Annotated in this window: 14 protein-coding genes; 7 read left to right on the plus strand and 7 right to left on the minus strand. The window is 70.1% G+C overall.

Annotation, left to right across the window (positions count from 1 at the left end):
• The first annotated feature begins 24 nt into the window (after nucleotides 1–24).
• Nucleotides 25–2874: a preprotein translocase subunit SecA gene (gene secA, locus IM697_RS06035; protein ID WP_194045414.1), complete on the plus strand. Its 2850-nt coding sequence runs from the start codon at nucleotides 25–27 to the stop codon at nucleotides 2872–2874.
• A 74-nt stretch (nucleotides 2875–2948) separates the two neighbouring features.
• On the opposite strand, the gene IM697_RS06040 is transcribed toward secA, so the two are convergent.
• The gene (locus IM697_RS06040) at nucleotides 2949–3575 is read right to left on the minus strand and encodes an Rv3235 family protein (RefSeq protein ID WP_194045416.1); all 627 of its coding nucleotides are present in this window, start codon (nucleotides 3573–3575) and stop codon (nucleotides 2949–2951) included.
• Between the two features lie 323 nt (nucleotides 3576–3898).
• Between IM697_RS06040 and IM697_RS06045 the strand changes: the two genes are divergently transcribed.
• Both IM697_RS06045 and IM697_RS06050 read left to right on the plus strand, forming a co-directional pair.
• Nucleotides 3899–4414 (plus strand): DUF6912 family protein, encoded by a 516-nt coding sequence (locus IM697_RS06045; protein WP_194045418.1) that lies wholly within the window; start codon nucleotides 3899–3901, stop codon nucleotides 4412–4414.
• Between the two features lie 88 nt (nucleotides 4415–4502).
• A complete protein-coding gene (locus IM697_RS06050; protein WP_194045420.1) occupies nucleotides 4503–5168 on the plus strand; it encodes an HAD family hydrolase in 666 nt (221 codons plus the stop codon).
• Nucleotides 5169–5223: 55 nt separating this feature from the next.
• On the opposite strand, the gene IM697_RS06055 is transcribed toward IM697_RS06050, so the two are convergent.
• Nucleotides 5224–5790, minus strand: coding sequence for a DJ-1/PfpI family protein (locus IM697_RS06055; protein WP_194045422.1), 567 nt, complete (start codon nucleotides 5788–5790; stop codon nucleotides 5224–5226).
• A 744-nt stretch (nucleotides 5791–6534) separates the two neighbouring features.
• Between IM697_RS06055 and IM697_RS06060 the strand changes: the two genes are divergently transcribed.
• A complete protein-coding gene (locus IM697_RS06060) occupies nucleotides 6535–11469 on the plus strand; it encodes an NAD-glutamate dehydrogenase (protein WP_194045424.1) in 4935 nt (1644 codons plus the stop codon).
• 86 nt (nucleotides 11470–11555) lie between these two features.
• On the opposite strand, the gene IM697_RS06065 is transcribed toward IM697_RS06060, so the two are convergent.
• A complete protein-coding gene (locus IM697_RS06065; protein WP_194045426.1) occupies nucleotides 11556–12374 on the minus strand; it encodes an ABC transporter ATP-binding protein in 819 nt (272 codons plus the stop codon).
• Entirely contained in the window at nucleotides 12367–13287 is a 921-nt protein-coding gene (locus IM697_RS06070) for an ABC transporter permease (RefSeq protein WP_194045427.1), read from the minus strand. The genes IM697_RS06065 and IM697_RS06070 overlap by 8 nt, the downstream gene beginning before the upstream one ends.
• Before the next feature lie 202 nt (nucleotides 13288–13489).
• Between IM697_RS06070 and IM697_RS06075 the strand changes: the two genes are divergently transcribed.
• Both IM697_RS06075 and IM697_RS06080 read left to right on the plus strand, forming a co-directional pair.
• Entirely contained in the window at nucleotides 13490–14128 is a 639-nt protein-coding gene (locus IM697_RS06075; RefSeq protein WP_194045428.1) for a TetR/AcrR family transcriptional regulator, read from the plus strand.
• Nucleotides 14129–14336: 208 nt separating this feature from the next.
• The gene (locus IM697_RS06080) at nucleotides 14337–14474 is read left to right on the plus strand and encodes a YciI family protein (RefSeq protein ID WP_228044526.1); all 138 of its coding nucleotides are present in this window, start codon (nucleotides 14337–14339) and stop codon (nucleotides 14472–14474) included.
• A gap of 4 nt (nucleotides 14475–14478) precedes the next feature.
• On the opposite strand, the gene galE is transcribed toward IM697_RS06080, so the two are convergent.
• Both galE and IM697_RS06090 read right to left on the minus strand, forming a co-directional pair.
• On the minus strand, nucleotides 14479–15459 hold the full coding sequence (galE, locus tag IM697_RS06085) for a UDP-glucose 4-epimerase GalE (protein WP_194045429.1): 981 nt from the start codon (nucleotides 15457–15459) through the stop codon (nucleotides 14479–14481).
• Nucleotides 15460–15559: 100 nt separating this feature from the next.
• Entirely contained in the window at nucleotides 15560–16021 is a 462-nt protein-coding gene (locus IM697_RS06090; RefSeq protein ID WP_194045430.1) for a MarR family winged helix-turn-helix transcriptional regulator, read from the minus strand.
• Nucleotides 16022–16141: 120 nt separating this feature from the next.
• Between IM697_RS06090 and IM697_RS06095 the strand changes: the two genes are divergently transcribed.
• Nucleotides 16142–16555: an organic hydroperoxide resistance protein gene (locus IM697_RS06095; RefSeq protein WP_194045431.1), complete on the plus strand. Its 414-nt coding sequence runs from the start codon at nucleotides 16142–16144 to the stop codon at nucleotides 16553–16555.
• Between the two features lie 121 nt (nucleotides 16556–16676).
• Here the strand turns inward: IM697_RS06095 and IM697_RS06100 are convergent, their stop codons facing one another.
• Nucleotides 16677–18905, minus strand: coding sequence for a bifunctional glycosyltransferase/CDP-glycerol:glycerophosphate glycerophosphotransferase (locus tag IM697_RS06100; protein ID WP_194045432.1), 2229 nt, complete (start codon nucleotides 18903–18905; stop codon nucleotides 16677–16679).
• Nucleotides 18906–18910: the final 5 nt, after the last annotated feature.

Raw genomic sequence — 18910 nt, forward strand, 5'->3', positions numbered from 1 at the left:
CGACCGGCAAGGAGACCAACCCCCGTGTCCGTCCTCTCGAAGATCATGCGTGCAGGCGAAGGCAAGATCCTGCGCAAGCTGCACCGCATCGCGGACCAGGTCAACTCCATCGAAGAGGACTTCGTCGACCTCTCCGACGCCGAGCTGCGGGCCCTCACCGATGAGTACAAGCAGCGGTACGCCGATGGCGAGACCCTGGACGATCTGCTGCCCGAGGCCTTCGCCACGGTCCGCGAGGCCGCCAAGCGCGTCCTCGGCCAGCGGCACTACGACGTCCAGATCATGGGCGGCGCGGCGCTCCATCTCGGCTATGTGGCCGAGATGAAGACCGGTGAGGGCAAGACGCTCGTCGGCACGCTGCCCGCGTATCTCAACGCCCTGTCCGGCGAGGGTGTTCACCTGATCACGGTCAACGACTACCTGGCCGAGCGCGACTCCGAGATGATGGGCCGCGTCCACAAGTTCCTCGGCCTGAACGTGGGCTGCATCCTCGCCAACATGACGCCGGCCCAGCGTCGTGAGCAGTACGCGTGCGACATCACGTACGGCACGAACAACGAGTTCGGCTTCGACTACCTGCGCGACAACATGGCGTGGTCCAAGGACGAACTCGTCCAGCGCGGCCACAACTTCGCCATCGTCGACGAGGTCGACTCCATCCTCGTCGACGAGGCCCGTACGCCGCTGATCATCTCCGGCCCCGCCGACCAGGCCACCAAGTGGTACGGCGACTTCGCCAAGCTGGTCACGCGCCTGAAGAGGGGTGAGGCGGGCAACCCGCTCAAGGGCATCGAGGAGACCGGCGACTACGACGTCGACGAGAAGAAGCGCACGGTCGCCATCCACGAGTCCGGGGTCTCCAAGGTCGAGGACTGGCTGGGCATCGACAACCTCTACGAGTCGGTGAACACGCCGCTGGTGGGTTACCTGAACAACGCCATCAAGGCCAAGGAGCTGTTCAAGCTCGACAAGGACTACGTCGTCATCGACGGCGAGGTCATGATCGTCGACGAGCACACCGGCCGTATCCTCGCCGGCCGCCGCTACAACGAGGGCATGCACCAGGCGATCGAGGCGAAGGAAGGGGTGGACATCAAGGACGAGAACCAGACCCTCGCCACGATCACCCTCCAGAACTTCTTCCGCCTGTACAAGCGCCACGACCACAACGGCAAGGAAGTCCCCGGCCTCTCCGGCATGACCGGTACGGCGATGACCGAGGCCGCCGAGTTCCACCAGATCTACAAGCTCGGCGTGGTCCCGATCCCGACGAACAAGCCGATGATCCGCAAGGACCAGTCGGACCTGATCTACCGCACCGAGGTCGCGAAGTTCGAGGCGGTCGTCGACGACATCGTCGAGAAGCACGAGAAGGGCCAGCCGATCCTCGTCGGTACGACGTCGGTCGAGAAGTCCGAGTACCTGTCGCAGCAGCTGTCCAAGCGCGGCATCCAGCACGAGGTGCTGAACGCCAAGCAGCACGACCGTGAGGCGATCATCGTCGCCCAGGCCGGCCGCAAGGGCGCCGTCACCGTCGCCACCAACATGGCCGGCCGTGGTACCGACATCAAGCTCGGCGGCAACCCCGAGGACCTCGCCGAGGCGGAGCTGCGCCAGCGCGGCCTCGACCCCGAGGAGCACATCGAGGAGTGGGCCGCGGCTCTGCCCGCCGCCCTGGAGAAGGCCGAGCAGGCGGTCAGGGCGGAGTTCGAGGAGGTCACGGGCCTCGGCGGGCTCTACGTCCTCGGTACCGAGAGGCACGAGTCGCGTCGTATCGACAACCAGCTGCGCGGTCGTTCCGGCCGTCAGGGCGACCCGGGCGAGTCCCGCTTCTACCTGTCCCTCGGCGACGACCTGATGCGCCTGTTCAAGGCCCAGATGGTCGAGCGCGTGATGGCGATGGCGAACGTCCCGGACGACGTGCCGATCGAGAACAAGATGGTCACCCGCGCGATCGCGTCCGCCCAGTCGCAGGTCGAGCAGCAGAACTTCGAGACCCGCAAGAACGTCCTGAAGTACGACGAGGTCCTCAACCGCCAGCGTGAGGTCATCTACGGCGAGCGGCGCCGCGTCCTGGAGGGCGAGGACCTGCACGAGCAGGTGCAGCACTTCATGGACGACACCATCGACGCCTATGTCGGCGCGGAGACCGCCGAGGGCTTCCCGGAGGACTGGGACCTGGACCGGCTGTGGGGCGCGTTCAAGCAGCTCTACCCGGTGAAGGTGACCGTCGAGGAGCTGGAGGAGGCGGCCGGCGACCGGGCCGGGCTGACCGCCGAGTTCATCTCCGAGTCCATCAAGGACGACATCCACGAGCAGTACGCGGCGCGTGAGGAGCAGCTCGGCTCCGAGATCATGCGTGAGCTGGAGCGCCGGGTCGTGCTGTCGGTCCTGGACCGCAAGTGGCGCGAGCACCTCTACGAGATGGACTACCTCCAGGAGGGCATCGGCCTGCGCGCGATGGCGCAGAAGGACCCGCTGGTCGAGTACCAGCGCGAGGGCTTCGACATGTTCACCGCGATGATGGAGGGCATCAAGGAGGAGTCCGTCGGCTACCTGTTCAACCTGGAGGTCCAGGTCGAGCAGCAGGTCGAGGAGGTCCCGGTCGAGGACACCAAGCCGGTGGCCGACCTGGAGAAGCAGGACGCGGTGCCGGCGCAGGCGGGCGCGCGTCCCGAGATCCGCGCCAAGGGGCTCGAGGCTCCGCGCCGTCCGGACCGGCTGCACTACACCGCGCCCAAGGTGGACGGCGAGGGCGACATCGTCGAGGGCGACTTCGCCAACGACGACGAGCCGGTGCGCTCCGAGGCGGACGGCCTCACCCGCGCGGAGCGGCGCAAGCAGGCGCGTGGTGGGCGGCGTCGTAAGAAGTAGGACCAGTTGACGAAAGGGCCGGGTCTCCGTGACGGGGGCCCGGCCCTTCACGTTTGAGTGACCTGGGGCGCGTGTCAGTCGTCGTGTGGCCTGCGGCGGCCGCCCAGTTCCACCGCCGTGCAGCGCCAGCGGAGGTCGGCGCCCTGTTCCAGACGGAATGCCATGGCGCGCAGCTGGTCGCCGGCGCCGATGCGGGCGAAGGCCTCGATGGCGCCCGGGCGGGGCTCGAAGTAGCCGATGTCGCGGACGACGGGGCGGGTGCCGCGGGCGCGCAGGGGGCCGCGCTCGGCCAGCCAGGCGAGTTCGTCGTAGGCGCGGCCCGCGGTGTGGCGGAGCATCGAGTGGACGGGGCGCTGACCGCTCAGGACCAGCAGGAGGCGGTCGGCGAAGACGTCGGTGGGGCGTGGGTGAGGGACGGCGGGCCTGGGCTTGCGGAGGGCGGTCTCGGCTGCCGGGATGGGCAGGGTGCGCGGCGTCCGGACCGGGGCCGGAGCGGTCGGCGGACGGGTGTCGGCGGGGCCTGTGCGGGCGCGGGTGCCCGTCGTGTGCGGGGAGCCCGGAGGGCGGCCTCCCGGGGACGTCGTACGGGCTGTGCCGCCGCCAGGGGTCCGGGGCGGGGTCCCGGCGGGGCGGCGGGAGTCGCGGCGGGACGGTGGGCGGGTGCCGGGGCGGTGCTGCGTCCTGGTCATGACCTTGTGCATGGGGTCCCCGTTCGGCGGGCCCGGGATACCGGGCAGTAACTTCGTGGTTGGTGATCTTGTACGGGGCCATGGGGGTCGGCGGCAAGGAAGCTCAGGCCCCGCCGGGGCGGCCGCAATCTTCACTTATCCGGGTGAGCGGCGGGCGCGGGAGGCCGTGACGGCAAGGGCGCACCGGGTGAGTCCGTGGATCGGAGTGGACGCCGCGGGAGGTGGTGGTGGGGACTCGAAAGGGGACACCGCACGTATCCTGAAGGCCCTCCGGGAGGTGCGGGAGCGCCTCCTGCGGGTTCTTGCGAGTCTCACGAACACGAAAGCGGTCAGCCATGCGCGTCTACGTCCCCCTGACCCTCCCCGGTCTCGCCGAGGCGTACAAGACGGGCGAGTTGGGGGCCGGGTCGCTCGTCGCGTACGCCGTCACGCCCGCGTTGCGCGAGTGGTATCTCTCCGACGACATCGAGGAGTTGGAGTACGCGGCGCTGAACCGGGCCGCGCTGGCCTCGCTGCGGCTGCTCGCGGCGGACGCGGACGCCGTGCGGCGGCGGGTCGTGGTCGCCGTGGACGTGCCGGACGGAGCTGCCGTCGCCGACCCCGACCGGGGGCTGGATCCCTCGGCGCTGGGCGAGGTGCGGATCGCCGGGGGCGTGGCACTGGGCAAGGCGGCGGCCGTGCATGTCGACGCGGGGGACGCGGAGGCGGATGTGGCGGCTGCCGCGCAGGCGCTTCAGGCGGCGGACGGCGGGGACGACGACGCGCAGTTCGTCGTGGACGGGGCCGAGGACCATGAGCTGCTGTGGTACGCCACGCAGGAGATCCCGAACCTGGTGGGGCTGGGCGGCTGAGCCCGGCGCCGCGCCGTACGTACTCGCTGTGACCCGCTGTGACTTGCTGCTCTCTTGATTGTCAGTGGTGCCGGGTACGGTTTTTGGCATGGGGAAGCAGTTGGGGACGCACCTTGTCTGGGACTGGAACGGGACGCTGTTCCACGACAATGACGCGATCATCGGGGCCACGAACGCGGCGTTCGCCGAGCTCGGGCTCGAACCGATCACGATGGAGCAGTACCGGGCGCTGTACTGCGTTCCGGTGCCGAAGTTCTACGAGCGGTTGCTGGGGCGGCTGCCGACGGATGCCGAATGGGTCGTCATGGACGAGACCTTCCATCGGTACTACACCGAGCACCGGGTGGGGTGCGGGCTGACCGACGGTGTGGCGGAGCTGCTCGTGCAGTGGCGGTCCGCCGGGCGCAGTCAGTCGATCCTCAGCATGTACGGGCATGACGAACTCGTGCCGCTGGTGCGGGGGTTCGGGATCGAGGAGCACTTCATACGCGTCGAGGGACGGACCGGGCCGTCCGGGGGCAGCAAGGCCGAGCACATGGTGCGGCACATCGAGGCGCTGGTGAGCGTGGATCCGTCTCGCACGGTGGTGATCGGGGACGCCGCCGATGACGCGGTGGCGGCGTTGCACGTGGGGGCGCGGGCCGTGCTCTACACCGGGGGGTCGCACAGCCGGGCGAGCCTTGAGGAGGTGGGCGTGCCGGTGGCGGACACGCTGGGGGAGGCGGTCGCGGAGGCGGAGCGGTTGGCGGCCTGAGCGGGGGGCGGCTCGGCGCGGCGCCGTGTACGCCGCGCCATGTGGTTCGCCGTTGTCAGGTAACCGGTGCCTTGGCCCGCAGGACGGTCAGGAACTCCCTCATCCACGCCGAGTGGTCCGGCCAGGCGCGGGACGAGACCAGGGTGCCGTCGACCACCGCCTCGGCGTCCTGGAAGGTGGCGCCGGCCGCCTGCATGTCCAGTTCCAGGGCGGGGTACGCCGTGACGCGGCGGCCGCGGAGGCCGTCGGTGGCGGCGGTGATCAAAGGGCCGTGGCAGATCTGGGCGACGGGCTTGTCGGAGTCGAAGAACGACTTGAGGATCTTGCGCAGTTCGGGATCGTTGCGGAGGTACTCGGGGGCTCGGCCGCCGGGGATGACGATGGCGACGTAGGCGCCGGGGTCGACCTCGGAGAAGGCGAGGTCGGCGGGCCAGGTGTAGCCGGGTTTCTCGGTGTAGGTGTCGAAGCCGGGTTCGAAGTCGTGGACGACGAACTGGAGCTTTTTGCGGGCGGGGGCCGCGATGTGGACGTCGTAGCCCTCTTCGCGGAGGCGCTGGTAGGGGTAGAGGACCTCCAGGGACTCCGCGGCGTCGCCGGTGACGATGAGGATCTTCGCTGTCATGTCGGGTGCGCTCCTCTTGTGGGCCGTGGTGTGCGTCTCCTTCGGGCCGGCCTACTGGACAACGTGCCTCGGGGTGGGGGGATTGCCAAGGGGCCGTGCGGGGTGGTCGGTGCCGGGAGCCGGTCGGCCGTCGGCCCCGGGCGGCGTGGGCTTCCGGGCGTGGCCTGCCGGCCGATGGCCTGTTTTCGGACACGGGTCGGCTTCCGGTGGCCCGCCTTCGGCTTGTTCCTGGTGTGGGTGTGCACCTCGGCTCCACACCTCACCCTCTCCCTCCACACCCGACTCTGCCAGTTACGCCCTCCCCGCACCCTTTGCCCCTGTGCAGAACGTCAAAGTTCCACCCCCGGTTTTGTACACATACGGCTCATGACGGGGGCCCTGTAAGGAGCGATAGCCTTAGTGGCGTGATCAGCGCGATAGTTCGCGGGGGCATCGGTGCCCCTGCCCTGCGCCCGAGGAGCACGGACCACATCCGTGACCGGGCGGCGATCGCTGGTCTTCGTGGGCGGGAGAGGGCCGGAAGGGCTCCCGGGAGGCCATGCGCACCCTGGGCCCGGGCATCGCAGAGAGCAGCGTCACACCCTGCGGGCAGCTCAAGATTGGCTCATATGACCCCGCTCATCCCACCTCGCGGCATAGCGTCGAAGCAGACCGGACACCCCGCGTCGCGGCGTTACGCCGGAGGGGAAGACACCGTACTTCCTTCAACGTCACGCAACGGCGCGCGACAGGAGCCAGAGGACAATGCAGACCAAGCTGGACGAAGCCAAGGCCGAGTTGCTCGAGAGGGCCGCCCGGGTAGCTGAGAACAGCCCGGTCGGGGGGTATCTACCGACTGGGACCACGGACGAGAGCAGCCCCGGCACCCCGGACCACGACACCGTGCTCTCGTTCCTCCAGCGCTACTACCTGCACACCGCCCCGGAGGACCTCACCGACCGCGACCCGGTCGACATCTTCGGAGCCGCCTTCTCGCACTACCGTCTGGCCGAGAACCGTCCCCAGGGCACGGCCAACGTGCGGGTTCACACGCCCACCGTGGAAGAGAACGGCTGGACGTGCAGCCATTCCGTCGTCGAGGTCGTCACCGACGACATGCCCTTCCTGGTCGATTCCGTCACCAACGAGCTGACTCGGCAGGGGCGGGGGATCCATGTGGTCATCCACCCCCAGGTCATCGTCCGCCGCGACGTCACCGGCAAGCTCATCGAGGTGCTCCCCGCGCCGCCCTCCGGCGAGCAGTCGCACGACACCCACACCGAGTCCTGGATCCACGTCGAGTTCGACCGCGAGACCGACCGCGGCGACCTGAAGCAGATCACCGCCGAGCTGCTGCGCGTCCTGTCCGATGTCCGCGAGGCCGTCGAGGACTGGAGCAAGATGCGGGACGCGGCCCTGCGCATGGCCGACGAACTGCCGGCCGAGCCCACCTCCGACCTGCGTGAGCAGGAGATCGAGGAGGCCCGTGAGCTGCTGCGCTGGCTGGCCGACGACCACTTCACCTTCCTGGGCTTTCGCGAGTACGAGCTGCGCGAGGACGACTCGCTGGCCGCCGTGCCGGGCACCGGCCTGGGCATCCTGCGCTCCGACCCGCACCACGCCGAGGACGAGAACCACCCCGTCAGCCCGTCCTTCGAGCGGCTGCCCGCCGACGCCCGGGCCAAGGCCCGCGAGCACAAGCTCCTCATCCTCACCAAGGCCAACAGCCGGGCGACCGTGCACCGGCCGTCGTATCTCGACTACGTCGGGGTGAAGAAGTTCGACGAGAACGGGGAGGTCGTCGGTGAGCGGCGCTTCCTGGGGCTGTTCTCCTCCGCCGCCTACACCGAGTCCGTCCGGCGGGTGCCCGTCATCCGGCGCAAGGTGGACGAGGTGCTCCAGGTCTCCGGGTTCTCGCCCAACAGCCACGACGGGCGCGACCTGCTGCAGATCCTGGAGACGTACCCGCGCGACGAGCTCTTCCAGACCCCGGTCCCGGAGCTGCAGCGGATCGCCACCTCCGTCCTCTACCTCCAGGAACGGCGCAGGCTGCGCCTCTACCTCCGCCAGGACGAGTACGGCCGCTACTACTCCGCCCTCGTCTACCTCCCGCGCGACCGCTACACCACCGGCGTGCGGCTGCGGATCATCGACATCCTGAAGGAGGAGCTCGACGGCATCAGCGTCGACTTCACCGCCTGGAACACCGAGTCGATCCTGTCCCGGCTGCACTTCGTCGTCCGCGTCCCGCAGGGCACCGAGCTGCCGCAGCTCAGCGACAGCGACAAGGAGCGCATCGAGGCCCGTCTCGTCGAGGCCGCCCGCTCCTGGGCCGACGGCTTCGCCGACGCGCTCAACGCCGAACTCGGCGAGGAGCGCGCCGCCGAGCTGCTGCGCAAGTACTCCAACGCCTTCCCCGAGGGCTACAAGGCCGACCACACCCCGCGCTCCGCGGTCTCCGACCTGGTCCACATCGAACAGCTCACGGAGGAGAACAACTTCTCGCTGAGCCTGTACGAGCCGGTCGGCGCCGCCCCCGAGGAGCGCCGCTTCAAGATCTACCGCAAGGGCGCGGCCGTCTCCCTGTCCGCCGTACTGCCGGTCCTCAGCCGGCTCGGCGTCGAGGTCGTCGACGAGCGGCCCTACGAGCTGCGCTGCTCGGACCGCAGCGTCGCCTGGATCTACGACTTCGGCCTGCGCATGGCCCCGTCGGCCGGTGCCGGTGAGTACCTCGGCGACGACGCGCGCGAGCGGTTCTCGGAGGCCTTCGCCGCCACCTGGACCGGCAAGGCGGAGAACGACGGCTTCAACGCCCTCGTGCTGGGCGCCGGGCTCACCTGGCGGCAGGCGACGGTCCTGCGGGCGTACGCGAAGTACCTGCGCCAGGCCGGGTCCACCTTCAGCCAGGACTACATGGAGGACACCCTCCGAAACAACGTCCACACCACGCGTCTGCTCGTCTCCCTGTTCGAGGCGCGGATGTCGCCGGACCGCCAGCGCGCGGGCCGCGAGATCGTGGACGCGCTGCTCGAAGAGGTCGACGCGGCGCTCGACCAGGTGGCGAGCCTCGACGAGGACCGGATCCTCAGGTCCTTCCTCACCGTCATCAAGGCGACGCTGCGCACGAACTTCTTCCAGGAGGCGGAGGGCGGCAGGCCGCACGACTACGTCTCCATGAAGTTCGACCCACAGGCCATCCCGGACCTGCCGGCGCCGCGCCCGGCGTACGAGATCTGGGTCTACTCGCCGCGTGTCGAGGGTGTGCACCTGCGCTTCGGCAAGGTCGCGCGCGGTGGTCTGCGCTGGTCCGACCGGCGTGAGGACTTCCGTACCGAGATCCTCGGCCTGGTCAAGGCGCAGATGGTGAAGAACACCGTCATCGTGCCGGTCGGCGCCAAGGGCGGCTTCGTCGCCAAGCAGCTGCCGGATCCGTCCGTGGACCGGGACGCGTGGCTGGCGGAGGGCATCCGCAGCTACAAGACCTTCATCTCGGCGCTGCTCGACATCACCGACAACATGGTCGCCGGCGACGTCGTGCCGCCGCCGGACGTCGTACGGCACGACGAGGACGACACCTATCTGGTGGTCGCCGCCGACAAGGGCACGGCGACGTTCTCCGACATCGCCAACGAGGTGGCGCAGTCGTACAACTTCTGGCTCGGCGACGCCTTCGCCTCCGGTGGTTCGGCCGGCTACGACCACAAGGGCATGGGCATCACCGCGCGCGGCGCCTGGGAGTCGGTCAAGCGGCACTTCCGTGAGCTGGGCGTGGACACGCAGAGCGAGGACTTCACGGTCGTCGGCATCGGCGACATGTCCGGTGACGTGTTCGGCAACGGCATGCTGCTCAGCGAGCACATCCGCCTGGTCGCCGCCTTCGACCACCGGCACATCTTCATCGACCCCAACCCCGACGCGGCCACCTCCTACGCCGAGCGCCGCCGCGTCTTCGAGCTGCCCCGATCCAGCTGGGAGGACTACGACACCGCCCTGCTCTCGGCCGGCGGCGGCGTCTTCCCGCGCAGCGCCAAGGCCATCCCGGTCAACGCGCACATCCGCGAGGCCCTGGGCATCGAGGGCAAGGTCTCCAAGATGACCCCGGCCGAGCTGATGAAGGCGATCCTGAAGTCGCCGGTGGACCTGCTGTGGAACGGCGGCATCGGTACGTACGTCAAGGCGAGCACCGAGTCGCACGCCGACGTCGGCGACAAGGCCAACGACGCCATCCGCGTCGACGGCGCCGATCTGCGGGTCAAGGCCGTGGGCGAGGGCGGCAACCTGGGGCTGACCCAGCTCGGGCGGATCGAGTTCGCGCGGCACGGCGGGAAGATCAACACCGATGCCATCGACAACAGCGCGGGCGTGGACACCTCCGACCACGAGGTGAACATCAAGATCCTGCTCAACGGGCTGGTCGCCGACGGCGACATGACCGTCAAGCAGCGCAACAAGCTGCTCGCCGAGATGACCGACGAGGTCGGCCGTCTCGTCCTGCGCAACAACTACGCGCAGAACACGGCGATCGCCAATGCCCTGGCCCAGTCCAGCGCCATGCTCCACGCCCAGCAGCGCTTCATGAAGCACCTGGTCAGGGAGGGGCACCTGGACCGGGCGCTGGAGTTCCTGCCCACCGACCGCCAGATCCGCGAACGCCTCGGCGCCGACCACGGCCTGACCGGCCCGGAGACGGCCGTTTTGATGGCGTACACGAAGATCACGGTCGCCGACGAGCTGCTGCACACCACGCTGCCGGACGACCCCTACCTGAGCACGCTGCTGCACGCGTACTTCCCGACCGCGCTGCGCGAGCAGTTCCCGGAGTACCTCGTCAGCCACCCGCTGCGCCGTGAGATCACCACGACCGTGCTGGTCAACGACACGGTCAACACGGGCGGTACGACGTATCTGCACCGGCTGCGCGAGGAGACCGGGGCCTCCCTGGAGGAGATCGTCCGGGCGCAGACCGTGGCCCGCGCGATCTTCCGCTCGGCGGAGGTGTGGGACGCGGTCGAGGGGCTCGACAACAAGGTCGAGGCGGCCGTGCAGACCCGGATCCGGCTGCACTCGCGCCGCCTCGTGGAGCGCGGCACGCGCTGGCTGCTCAACAACCGGCAGCAGCCGCTCGAGCTCGCCGAGACGGTCGACTTCTTCAGCGACCGGGTCGAGCAGGTGTGGTCCGAGCTGCCGAAGCTGCTGCGCGGCGCGGACCTGGACTGGTACCAGCAGATCCACGAGGAGCTGACGGCCGCCGGTGTCCCCGTCGAACTCGCCACGCGGGTCGCCGGGTTCTCCTCCGCCTTCCCGACGCTCGACATCGTCTCGGTGGCCGACCGTATGGGCAAGGACCCGATGGACGTCGCCGAGGTCTACTACGACCTCGCCGACCGGCTGCACATCACCCAGCTCATGGACCGCATCATCGAGCTGCCGCGCGCCGACCGCTGGCAGTCCATGGCCCGCGCCTCCATCCGTGAGGACCTCTACGCCGCCCACGCGGCCCTGACCTCGGACATCCTGGCGGCCGGCAACGGCACCGCGACGCCCGAGCAGCGCTTCAAGGTGTGGGAGCACAAGAACGGCGCGATCCTCGGCCGGGCGCGCACCACCCTGGAGGAGATCCGCTCCTCGGACTCCTTCGACCTGGCCAACCTGTCGGTGGCGATGCGCACGATGCGCACGCTGCTGCGGACACACACGTGAGCGTGTGACGCCGTAAGGCAGATGTACGCGAGGGCGCCCCGGACCGTCACGGTCCGGGGCGCCCTCGCGTACAGGGGGCTGTGGTCCTACGAAGGAACCTTCGGCTTCGGCTTGGGTGTCTTGTCGCCGGTGAACGCCTCGTACTCCTTGAGCACCTCGTCCGTCGGGCCGTCCATGCGCAGTTCGCCGCGCTCCAGCCACAGGACGCGTTCGCAGGTGTCGCGGATGGACTTGTTGTTGTGGCTGACCAGGAAGACCGTTCCCGCGTGCTTGCGCAGTTCGCGGATGCGGGCCTCGGAGCGCTTCTGGAAGGCGCGGTCGCCCGTCGCCAGGGCCTCGTCGATGAGCAGGACGTCGTGGTCCTTGGCCGCGGCGATGGAGAACCGCAGCCGGGCCGCCATACCGGAGGAGTAGGTGCGCATGGGGAGGGTGATGAAGTCGCCCTTCTCGTTGATGCCGGAGAAGTCGACGATCTCCTGGTAGCGGTCCTTGACCTGCTCGCGGGACATGCCCATGGCGAGGCCGCCGAGGAAGACGTTGCGCTCGCCGGTGAGGTCGTTCATCAGGGCCGCGTTGACACCGAGGAGGGAGGGCTGGCCGTCGGTGTAGATGTGGCCGTTCTCCACCGGGAGCAGGCCCGCGACCGCTTTGAGCAGGGTCGACTTGCCGGAGCCGTTGGTGCCGATGAGGCCGATCGCCTCGCCCTTGTACGCCACGAAGGAGACCTTCTTGACGGCGTGCACCTTGCGTACGCCCGCCGCCTGCTCGGCCTGCCTGCGGCGCAGGATGCGGTTGAGGGCGGCGGTGGCGGAACCGCGGCCGGCCCCGGTGCCGTTGACGCGGTAGACGATGTCGACGCCGTCGGCGATGACGGTGGGGATGTTCTCGCTGGTGTTGTCAGCCACGGCCGTACGTCTCCTCAGCCTTCCAGAAGTAGATGAAGCCGCCGACGCCGGCCAGCAGCGCCCAGCCCGTGGCGATCGCCCAAACGTGCGGCGGGAGCTGGCTGCCGTGGAAGCTGTCGATCAGCGCGAAGCGCATCAGGTCGATGTAGACGGCGGCCGGGTTGGCCTGCAGGGCCGCGATCACCCAGGACGGCAGGTTCTTGTCGCTCAGCATGTGGCTGATGCTGAACATCACGCCCGACGTGTACATCCAGGTGCGCAGCACGAACGGCATGAGCTGTGCGATGTCCGGGGTCTTGGCGCCCATCCGAGCCATGATCATCGCGATGCCCGCGTTGAAGGCGAACTGCAGCACCAGCGCCGGGACCGCCAGCAGCCAGGAGGCGGAGACCGGGATGCCGAAGCAGAGCAGGATCACGACCAGGGCCGCCATCGAGAACAGCAGTTGCTGGAGCTGCTGCAGCGCGAAGGAGATCGGCAGCGCGGCCCGCGGGAAGTGCAGGGCCCGTACCAGGCCGAGGTTGCCGGAGATCGCTCGGGTGCCCGCCATGATCGAGCTCTGTGTGAACGTCCACACGAACACCCCCGTCACCAGGAACGGGATGTAGTCCGGCACGCCGCGGCTGGTGCCCATCAGCTTGCCGAAGATGAAGTAGTACACCGCCGCGTTCAGCAACGGCGTCAGCACCTGCCAGACCTGGCCGAGCTTGGCCTGGCTGTACTGGGCGGTGAGCTTGGCGGTGGCGAAGGCGCCGATGAAGTGACGGCGCGCCCACAGCTGGCGGATGTACTCGGGCAGGGAGGGCCGGGCACCGCTGACCGTGAGGCCGTGCCGGGCGGCGAGGGCCGCGAGGTCGTGGGCCTCGGGTGGGGCGGGGGCCGTCTGGGGCGGTGTGTGGAGGGCCTGGGTCACATCCGCTGCTTTCGCTCGGGAGGGGGGTGGGTGCGGGCGCCGGAGGAGTCGGTCGCAGGAGGCGAGGGAGGGTCGGAAGAGCCGGCTCGCGGTTCCTTACGCTTCTCTTCACGTTTTCTTACGTCGGGACGGGACCGTATCGTCGCAACGTGAGCGTAGGTCGATTGCCCGTCGGAACGCAACCGTTTCGTCGTAACGCCCTATGCTGTTCCGCATGACGACCAACGCCGACCAGCCCCAGACGCCCCCACGGCGCCGGGCCCCCGCGGGGGCCGCCGTGCTCCGGGAGGACGTGACGGAGGCCATTCGCGCGGCCGTCTTCGAGGAACTCGCGTCCGTCGGCTATGCGCGGATGTCCATCGAGGGCATCGCGCGCCGCGCGGGCGTCGGCAAGACCGCGGTGTACCGGCGCTGGCGTTCCAAGCTGCACCTGGTGCTGGACGTGGTGTCGGCGGTGGCGGTGATGGGGCTGCCCGTCCCGGACGCCGGCTCTCTGGAAGGGGACCTGCGGTTGCTGTACGAGGTGACCGCGCGCGCCCTGCGCCACCCCCTGGCCTCGCAGATCCTCCCGGACCTCCAGGCCGAGGCGGCCCGCAGCCCCGAGATCGCCGAGGCCGTGCAGAAGGCGCTGCGGGACGGGCAGGCGAGTGTCGCCAGCGGCATCGTGATGGCCGCGGAGAAGCGCGGCGAGGTGCGTGCGGGCATCGACGAGGAGCTGGCGCTCGACCTGATCTCGGGCCCTCTGTACTGGCGTTCCGTGGTGATCCGCAGCCCCAAGGTGCCCAAGGGCTACCTGGACGCCCTGGCCCGTGCCACCGCACAGGCCCTCAAGGCGCTCTGAGCAGGCCGACGTCGGCGGGGCACGAGGTCGTAGCCCTCGTGCCCGAGGCCCCCGGGTCAGCCGCTGTCGTTCGGTGCGGCGCGCAGGGCGAGGAGTTCGGGGGCCGGGATCTCGATCGTGCCGTCGGGCGTCGTGCGGATGGTCGTCGACCCCCGAACGCCTCGCCGCCCGCCCGGCCCACCGCGAGGCCCTCACCGACAGCGGCGCGTTGCTGCTCTTCGCGCTGGAACGGCCGGAACTGGAGAAGGTCCTCGACGAGGACCCGTACTACCGCCGGACGGCCGGTGTCGAGGTGCGGGGGATCCGTGAGTGGACGCCGGTGGTGGGGGGCGGGAAGGAGGGCTAGGCGGTCAGCTCCGCGCCGCCTGCGGATGCAGTCGCACCCAGCCCGCCCAGGCCGACGCGATCATGTCGTCCACCCCGTACCGCGCCTTCCAGCCCAGCTCTGTCGCGATGCGGTCGGCCGAGGCGACGACGCGGGCCGGGTCGCCGGGGCGGCGGGGGGTGACGGTCGGGGGGCGGTCGTAGCCGGTGATGGCGTTGATCCGGTCGATCATCTCCCGCACCGAGACCCCTTCCCCGCGGCCGATGTTGAGGGTGAGGTCGTGGCCGGGCGAGGTCTGGAGGGCGCGGGCCGCCGTCACGTGGGCCTCCGCCAGGTCGACGACGTGGATGTAGTCGCGGACGCAGGTGCCGTCGGGGGTCGGGTAGTCGGCGCCGAAGACGCGCGGGGGCGCGTTGTCCGTCAGCTTCTCGAAGACCATGGGGACGAGGTTGAAGACGCCGGTGTCGGCGAGTTCGGGGGTGGCCGCGCCGGCCACGTTGAAGTAGCGGAGCGAGGCCGTGGACAGACCGGTGGCCCGGCCGGTGGCGCGGACCAGCCACTCGCCGGCCAGCTTGGTCTCGCCGTACGGCGACATCGGCAGGCACGGCGTCTCCTCGGTGACGAGGTCGACGTCCGGCATGCCGTAGACCGCCGCCGAGGACGAGAAGACGAAGGACCGCACCTGCGCCGCCGTCACGGCCTCCAGGAGGACGCGCAGGCCCTCGACGTTCTCCCGGTAGTAGTGCAGCGGCAGCTCGACGGACTCGCCGACCTGCTTCTTCGCCGCGAGGTGGACGACGCCGGTGATGCCGTGGTCCGTGAGGGCGCGGGCCACCCGGTCGCCGTCCAGCGTCGAGCCCACGACCAGCGGGACACCGTCCGGCACGCGCTCGGCGACGCCGGTGGACAGGTCGTCGTAGACCACCGCGGGCTCGCCCGCCTCCGTCATCGCCCGTACGACGTGCGCTCCGATGTAACCGGCGCCGCCGGTGATCAGCCAGGTCATGTGGGCCGCCCCCTCGTCGATGAGCCCGTGGTTTCGTGGTCTGCACCAGTGCAAGCGCCGGTGCCAGTGACAGTGAAGCAGGCGATGGAGTCCGCCGCCCCTACGACTCCTCCAGCGCCGCCGTGTCCAGCGCCGCGGTGAGCTGGTCCAGCCGTTCCCGCAGTTCGCCGATCGCGTCCGTGTCGAAGCCCGTCGCCGCGGCGATCCGGCGCGGCACCTGCAAGGCCCGCTCGCGCAGCGCGGTGCCCTCGTCCGTGAGCCGCACCTCCACCGAGCGCTCGTCGCGGGCGCTGCGCTCCCGGCGCACCAGACCGGCCGCCTCCAGCCGCTTGAGCAGCGGCGACAGGGTGCCGGAGTCCAGGCGCAGATGTTCGCCGAGCTTCTTCACGGGCAGGTCGCCGTGCTCCCACAGCACCAGCATCACCAGGTACTGCGGGTAGGTGAGCCCCAGGTCCTTCAGGACCACGCGGTAGACGCCGCCGAAGGCGCGGGAGGCGGCGTTCAGGGAGAAGCAGATCTGCTGGTCGAGGCGGAGCCAGTCCGCCGTGGGCGTGGTCGTCATGGCTCCAGGGTAACTCCTGCCCGCCATTTAGTTGTGTGCAATTGAATTGTGTGCTCTACTTGTGGTCGTGCGGCGGCCGCCAACAGAGCCGCCGGAACGTGACGAGAGGGATGGATTTCCATGGACGCGCTCTACACCGCTGTCGCCACCGCCACCCACGGCCGTGAGGGCCGCGCCGTCTCCAACGACGGCAAGATCGACCTCCCGCTGAGCATCCCGGTGGAGATGGGCGGCAACGGGCAGGGCACCAACCCCGAGCAGCTCTTCGCCGCCGGGTACGCCGCCTGCTTCGGCAGCGCCCTCGGCCTCGTCGGCCGCCAGGCCAAGGTCGACGTCTCCGACGCCGCCGTCACCGCCGAGGTCGGCATAGGCAAGCAGGGCGAGGGCTTCGCCCTGGCGGTCACCCTCCGGGTCGAACTGCCCGACACCCTGGACGAGGCGACCGGCCGCAAGCTGGTCGAGCAGGCCCACCAGGTCTGCCCCTACTCCAACGCCACCCGCGGCAACATCCCGGTCGAGCTCGTCATCGAGTAGTCCACCAGCCCACCAGCCCACGCACGCCGTCGGACGACGCGGGTCCGGGCGATGGCGCCGCGGACAACGGACGACACATCGCGGCACAACCGGCGGAGCGTTCAGCGGCTCTCGGTGACGGTCACGGGCGCCGTGAGCTGGGCACGGTCGTCAGGGACGCGGCCGGCGACGGCACGGGGTGGCGCCGGCCGAGCGGTACGACCGGTGGGCTGCCCGTCTCGCCCAGCACCACCCGGCGTACGACCCGCTCGGCGGCCCGCCCGTCGTCGTGCGGGCAGAACCGCTCCCGGAACGCCGCCCTGAGCTGGGCGGAGCGCGAGCCGCGCCAGTGGCCGGTGGCGAAGATGTCGATCAGCTCGTCCTCCCCGCGCGAGACCGCGCCCGGCGGAAAGGACCGCAGGTCGAAGTAGGTGCCACGGGCCGCCTCGTACGCCTCCCAGTCATCGGCGTGGATCACGATCGGCCGGTCCAGGTTGGCGTAGTCGAACATGATCGACGAGTAGTCGGTGACCAGGGCGTCCGAGGCGAGGCACAGCGACTCGACGCTCGGGTGGTCGCTGACGTCGATGACCCGGCCGGACGGGGTGTCGACGAGCGGGCCGCCGTGCCGATGGTGGGCGCGGGCCAGGATGACGTAGCGCGGGCCCAGCCGGCGCAGGACGCGATGCAGGTCGAGGGCGGCGCGCTGGGTGCGGCGGTAGTCGCGGTGGGTGGGGGCGTAGAGGATCACCACCGCGCCCTCGGGGACGCCGAGCCGCTCGCGGATCCGGGTCACGTCCGCCGAAGTGGCCTGCTGGAAGACGTCGTTGCGCGGGCTGCCGTACTCGAGGGTCGTGTACTCGCCCGGGTACACCCGCTCCCAGGTCAGGGTGGAGTGGCGGTTGGCGGACACGACGTAGTCCCACTTGTCGACGTCGTCGAGGACGTCGTCGACGTCCATGTCCCCGCCGGCCGCCGGGCGTTCGCACAGGTCCAGGCCCATGTGCTTGAGCGGGGTGCCCTGCTGGGTCTGCACCACGACCTGGCCCCGGCGCTTGACCAGGCGGCGGTCGAGTCCGGCGTTGTGCACGAGGTACTTGGAGCGGGCCAGGGCCGTCCAGTAGGCGGCCGTGCCGGGGCGCAGCCGACGGGTGCCGGACCGGACGGGATCCCGCTGCCCGGCGTCGGCGATCCAGGCCGTGCGGATGTGCGGGGCGTGGGTGCGGAACGCCTGCTCCAGGGCGCCCGGGGCGCAGCCCTGGCCGCGGACGCCGTGCGCGCCGAAGACGGCGCGGTCGGAGCGCACCGGCAGCCAGCGCTGGACGCGGTAGTGCAGGCGCAGCGCGGCGGAGCGCAGGGACTTCAGCAGCCGGTCGGCGGCCTTGGCGGTACGGCGCAGCAGGGCCGCCGTGAGCCGCAGGACGCGGTAGGTGCGGTGCAGGCCCAGGCGGATCAGCGTGCAGTGGAGACGGGCGCGCACCGGGACGGGGATGCCGGGGGTGCGGTAGCGGCGGTAGTACGTACGGGCCGTGCGCAGGAACGCGGTGCGGCTGCGGCGCGGGAGGCGGTCGCGGCGGGCGAACACCACGAGCAGATGGTCGACCATCCGGCGGAACAACAGCGGCCGCCAGCCGGCGAGTTCGGGGTGGTGGTCGACGTAGGCGAAGACACGGTCGTACTGCTCGAAGACATCGAAGTGGCGCGGGCTGACCGTGCCGAGGATGCCGCCCCGGCGCCGCTGCCGGTAGTGCACGCACACCCGGTCCAGCGTCGCGATCGACTCCGCCGTCATCAGGATCGGGTACGTCCAGGGCGTGTCCTCGTAGTAGCCGGACGGGAAGGCGAAGCCCTCCTCCTCGACGAAGTCCCGCCGGTACGCCTTGTTCCAGGCGACCATCAGCATCCGCAGCAGCCCCGGGCGGTCCGAGAGACGGAAGGGCGCCGGGCCCTCCTCGGTGAGCCGGGCGGCGGCCTGGTTGCGGACCGTCTCGCCGGTCCAGTAGGCGCGCGCGTAGTCGTAGACCAGGACGTCCGGATCGCCGGTCTCCTTCAGCCGGTCGGCGATGGCGTGCAGGGCGCCCGGGGTGAGGCTGTCGTCGCTGTCCAGGAAGATCAGGTAGTCGCCAGTGGCCTGCGCGATCCCCGTGTTGCGGGCGGCTCCCAGCCCCTGGTTCTCGGCGAGGTGCACCGCGTGCACGCGCGGGTCGCGGGCCGCGAACTCGTCGATGATCGCCCCGCACGCGTCCGGTGAACAGTCGTCGACGGCGATCAGTTCGAGATCGGGGTACGACTGTGTGAGCACCGATTCCAGGCACTCGTGCAGATACGCCTGCACCTGGTACACGGGGACAATGACACTGAACCTGGGCAAGGGAC

It is taken from the genome of Streptomyces ferrugineus, from assembly GCF_015160855.1.
Taxonomy (GTDB): Bacteria; Actinomycetota; Actinomycetes; order Streptomycetales; family Streptomycetaceae; genus Streptomyces; species Streptomyces ferrugineus.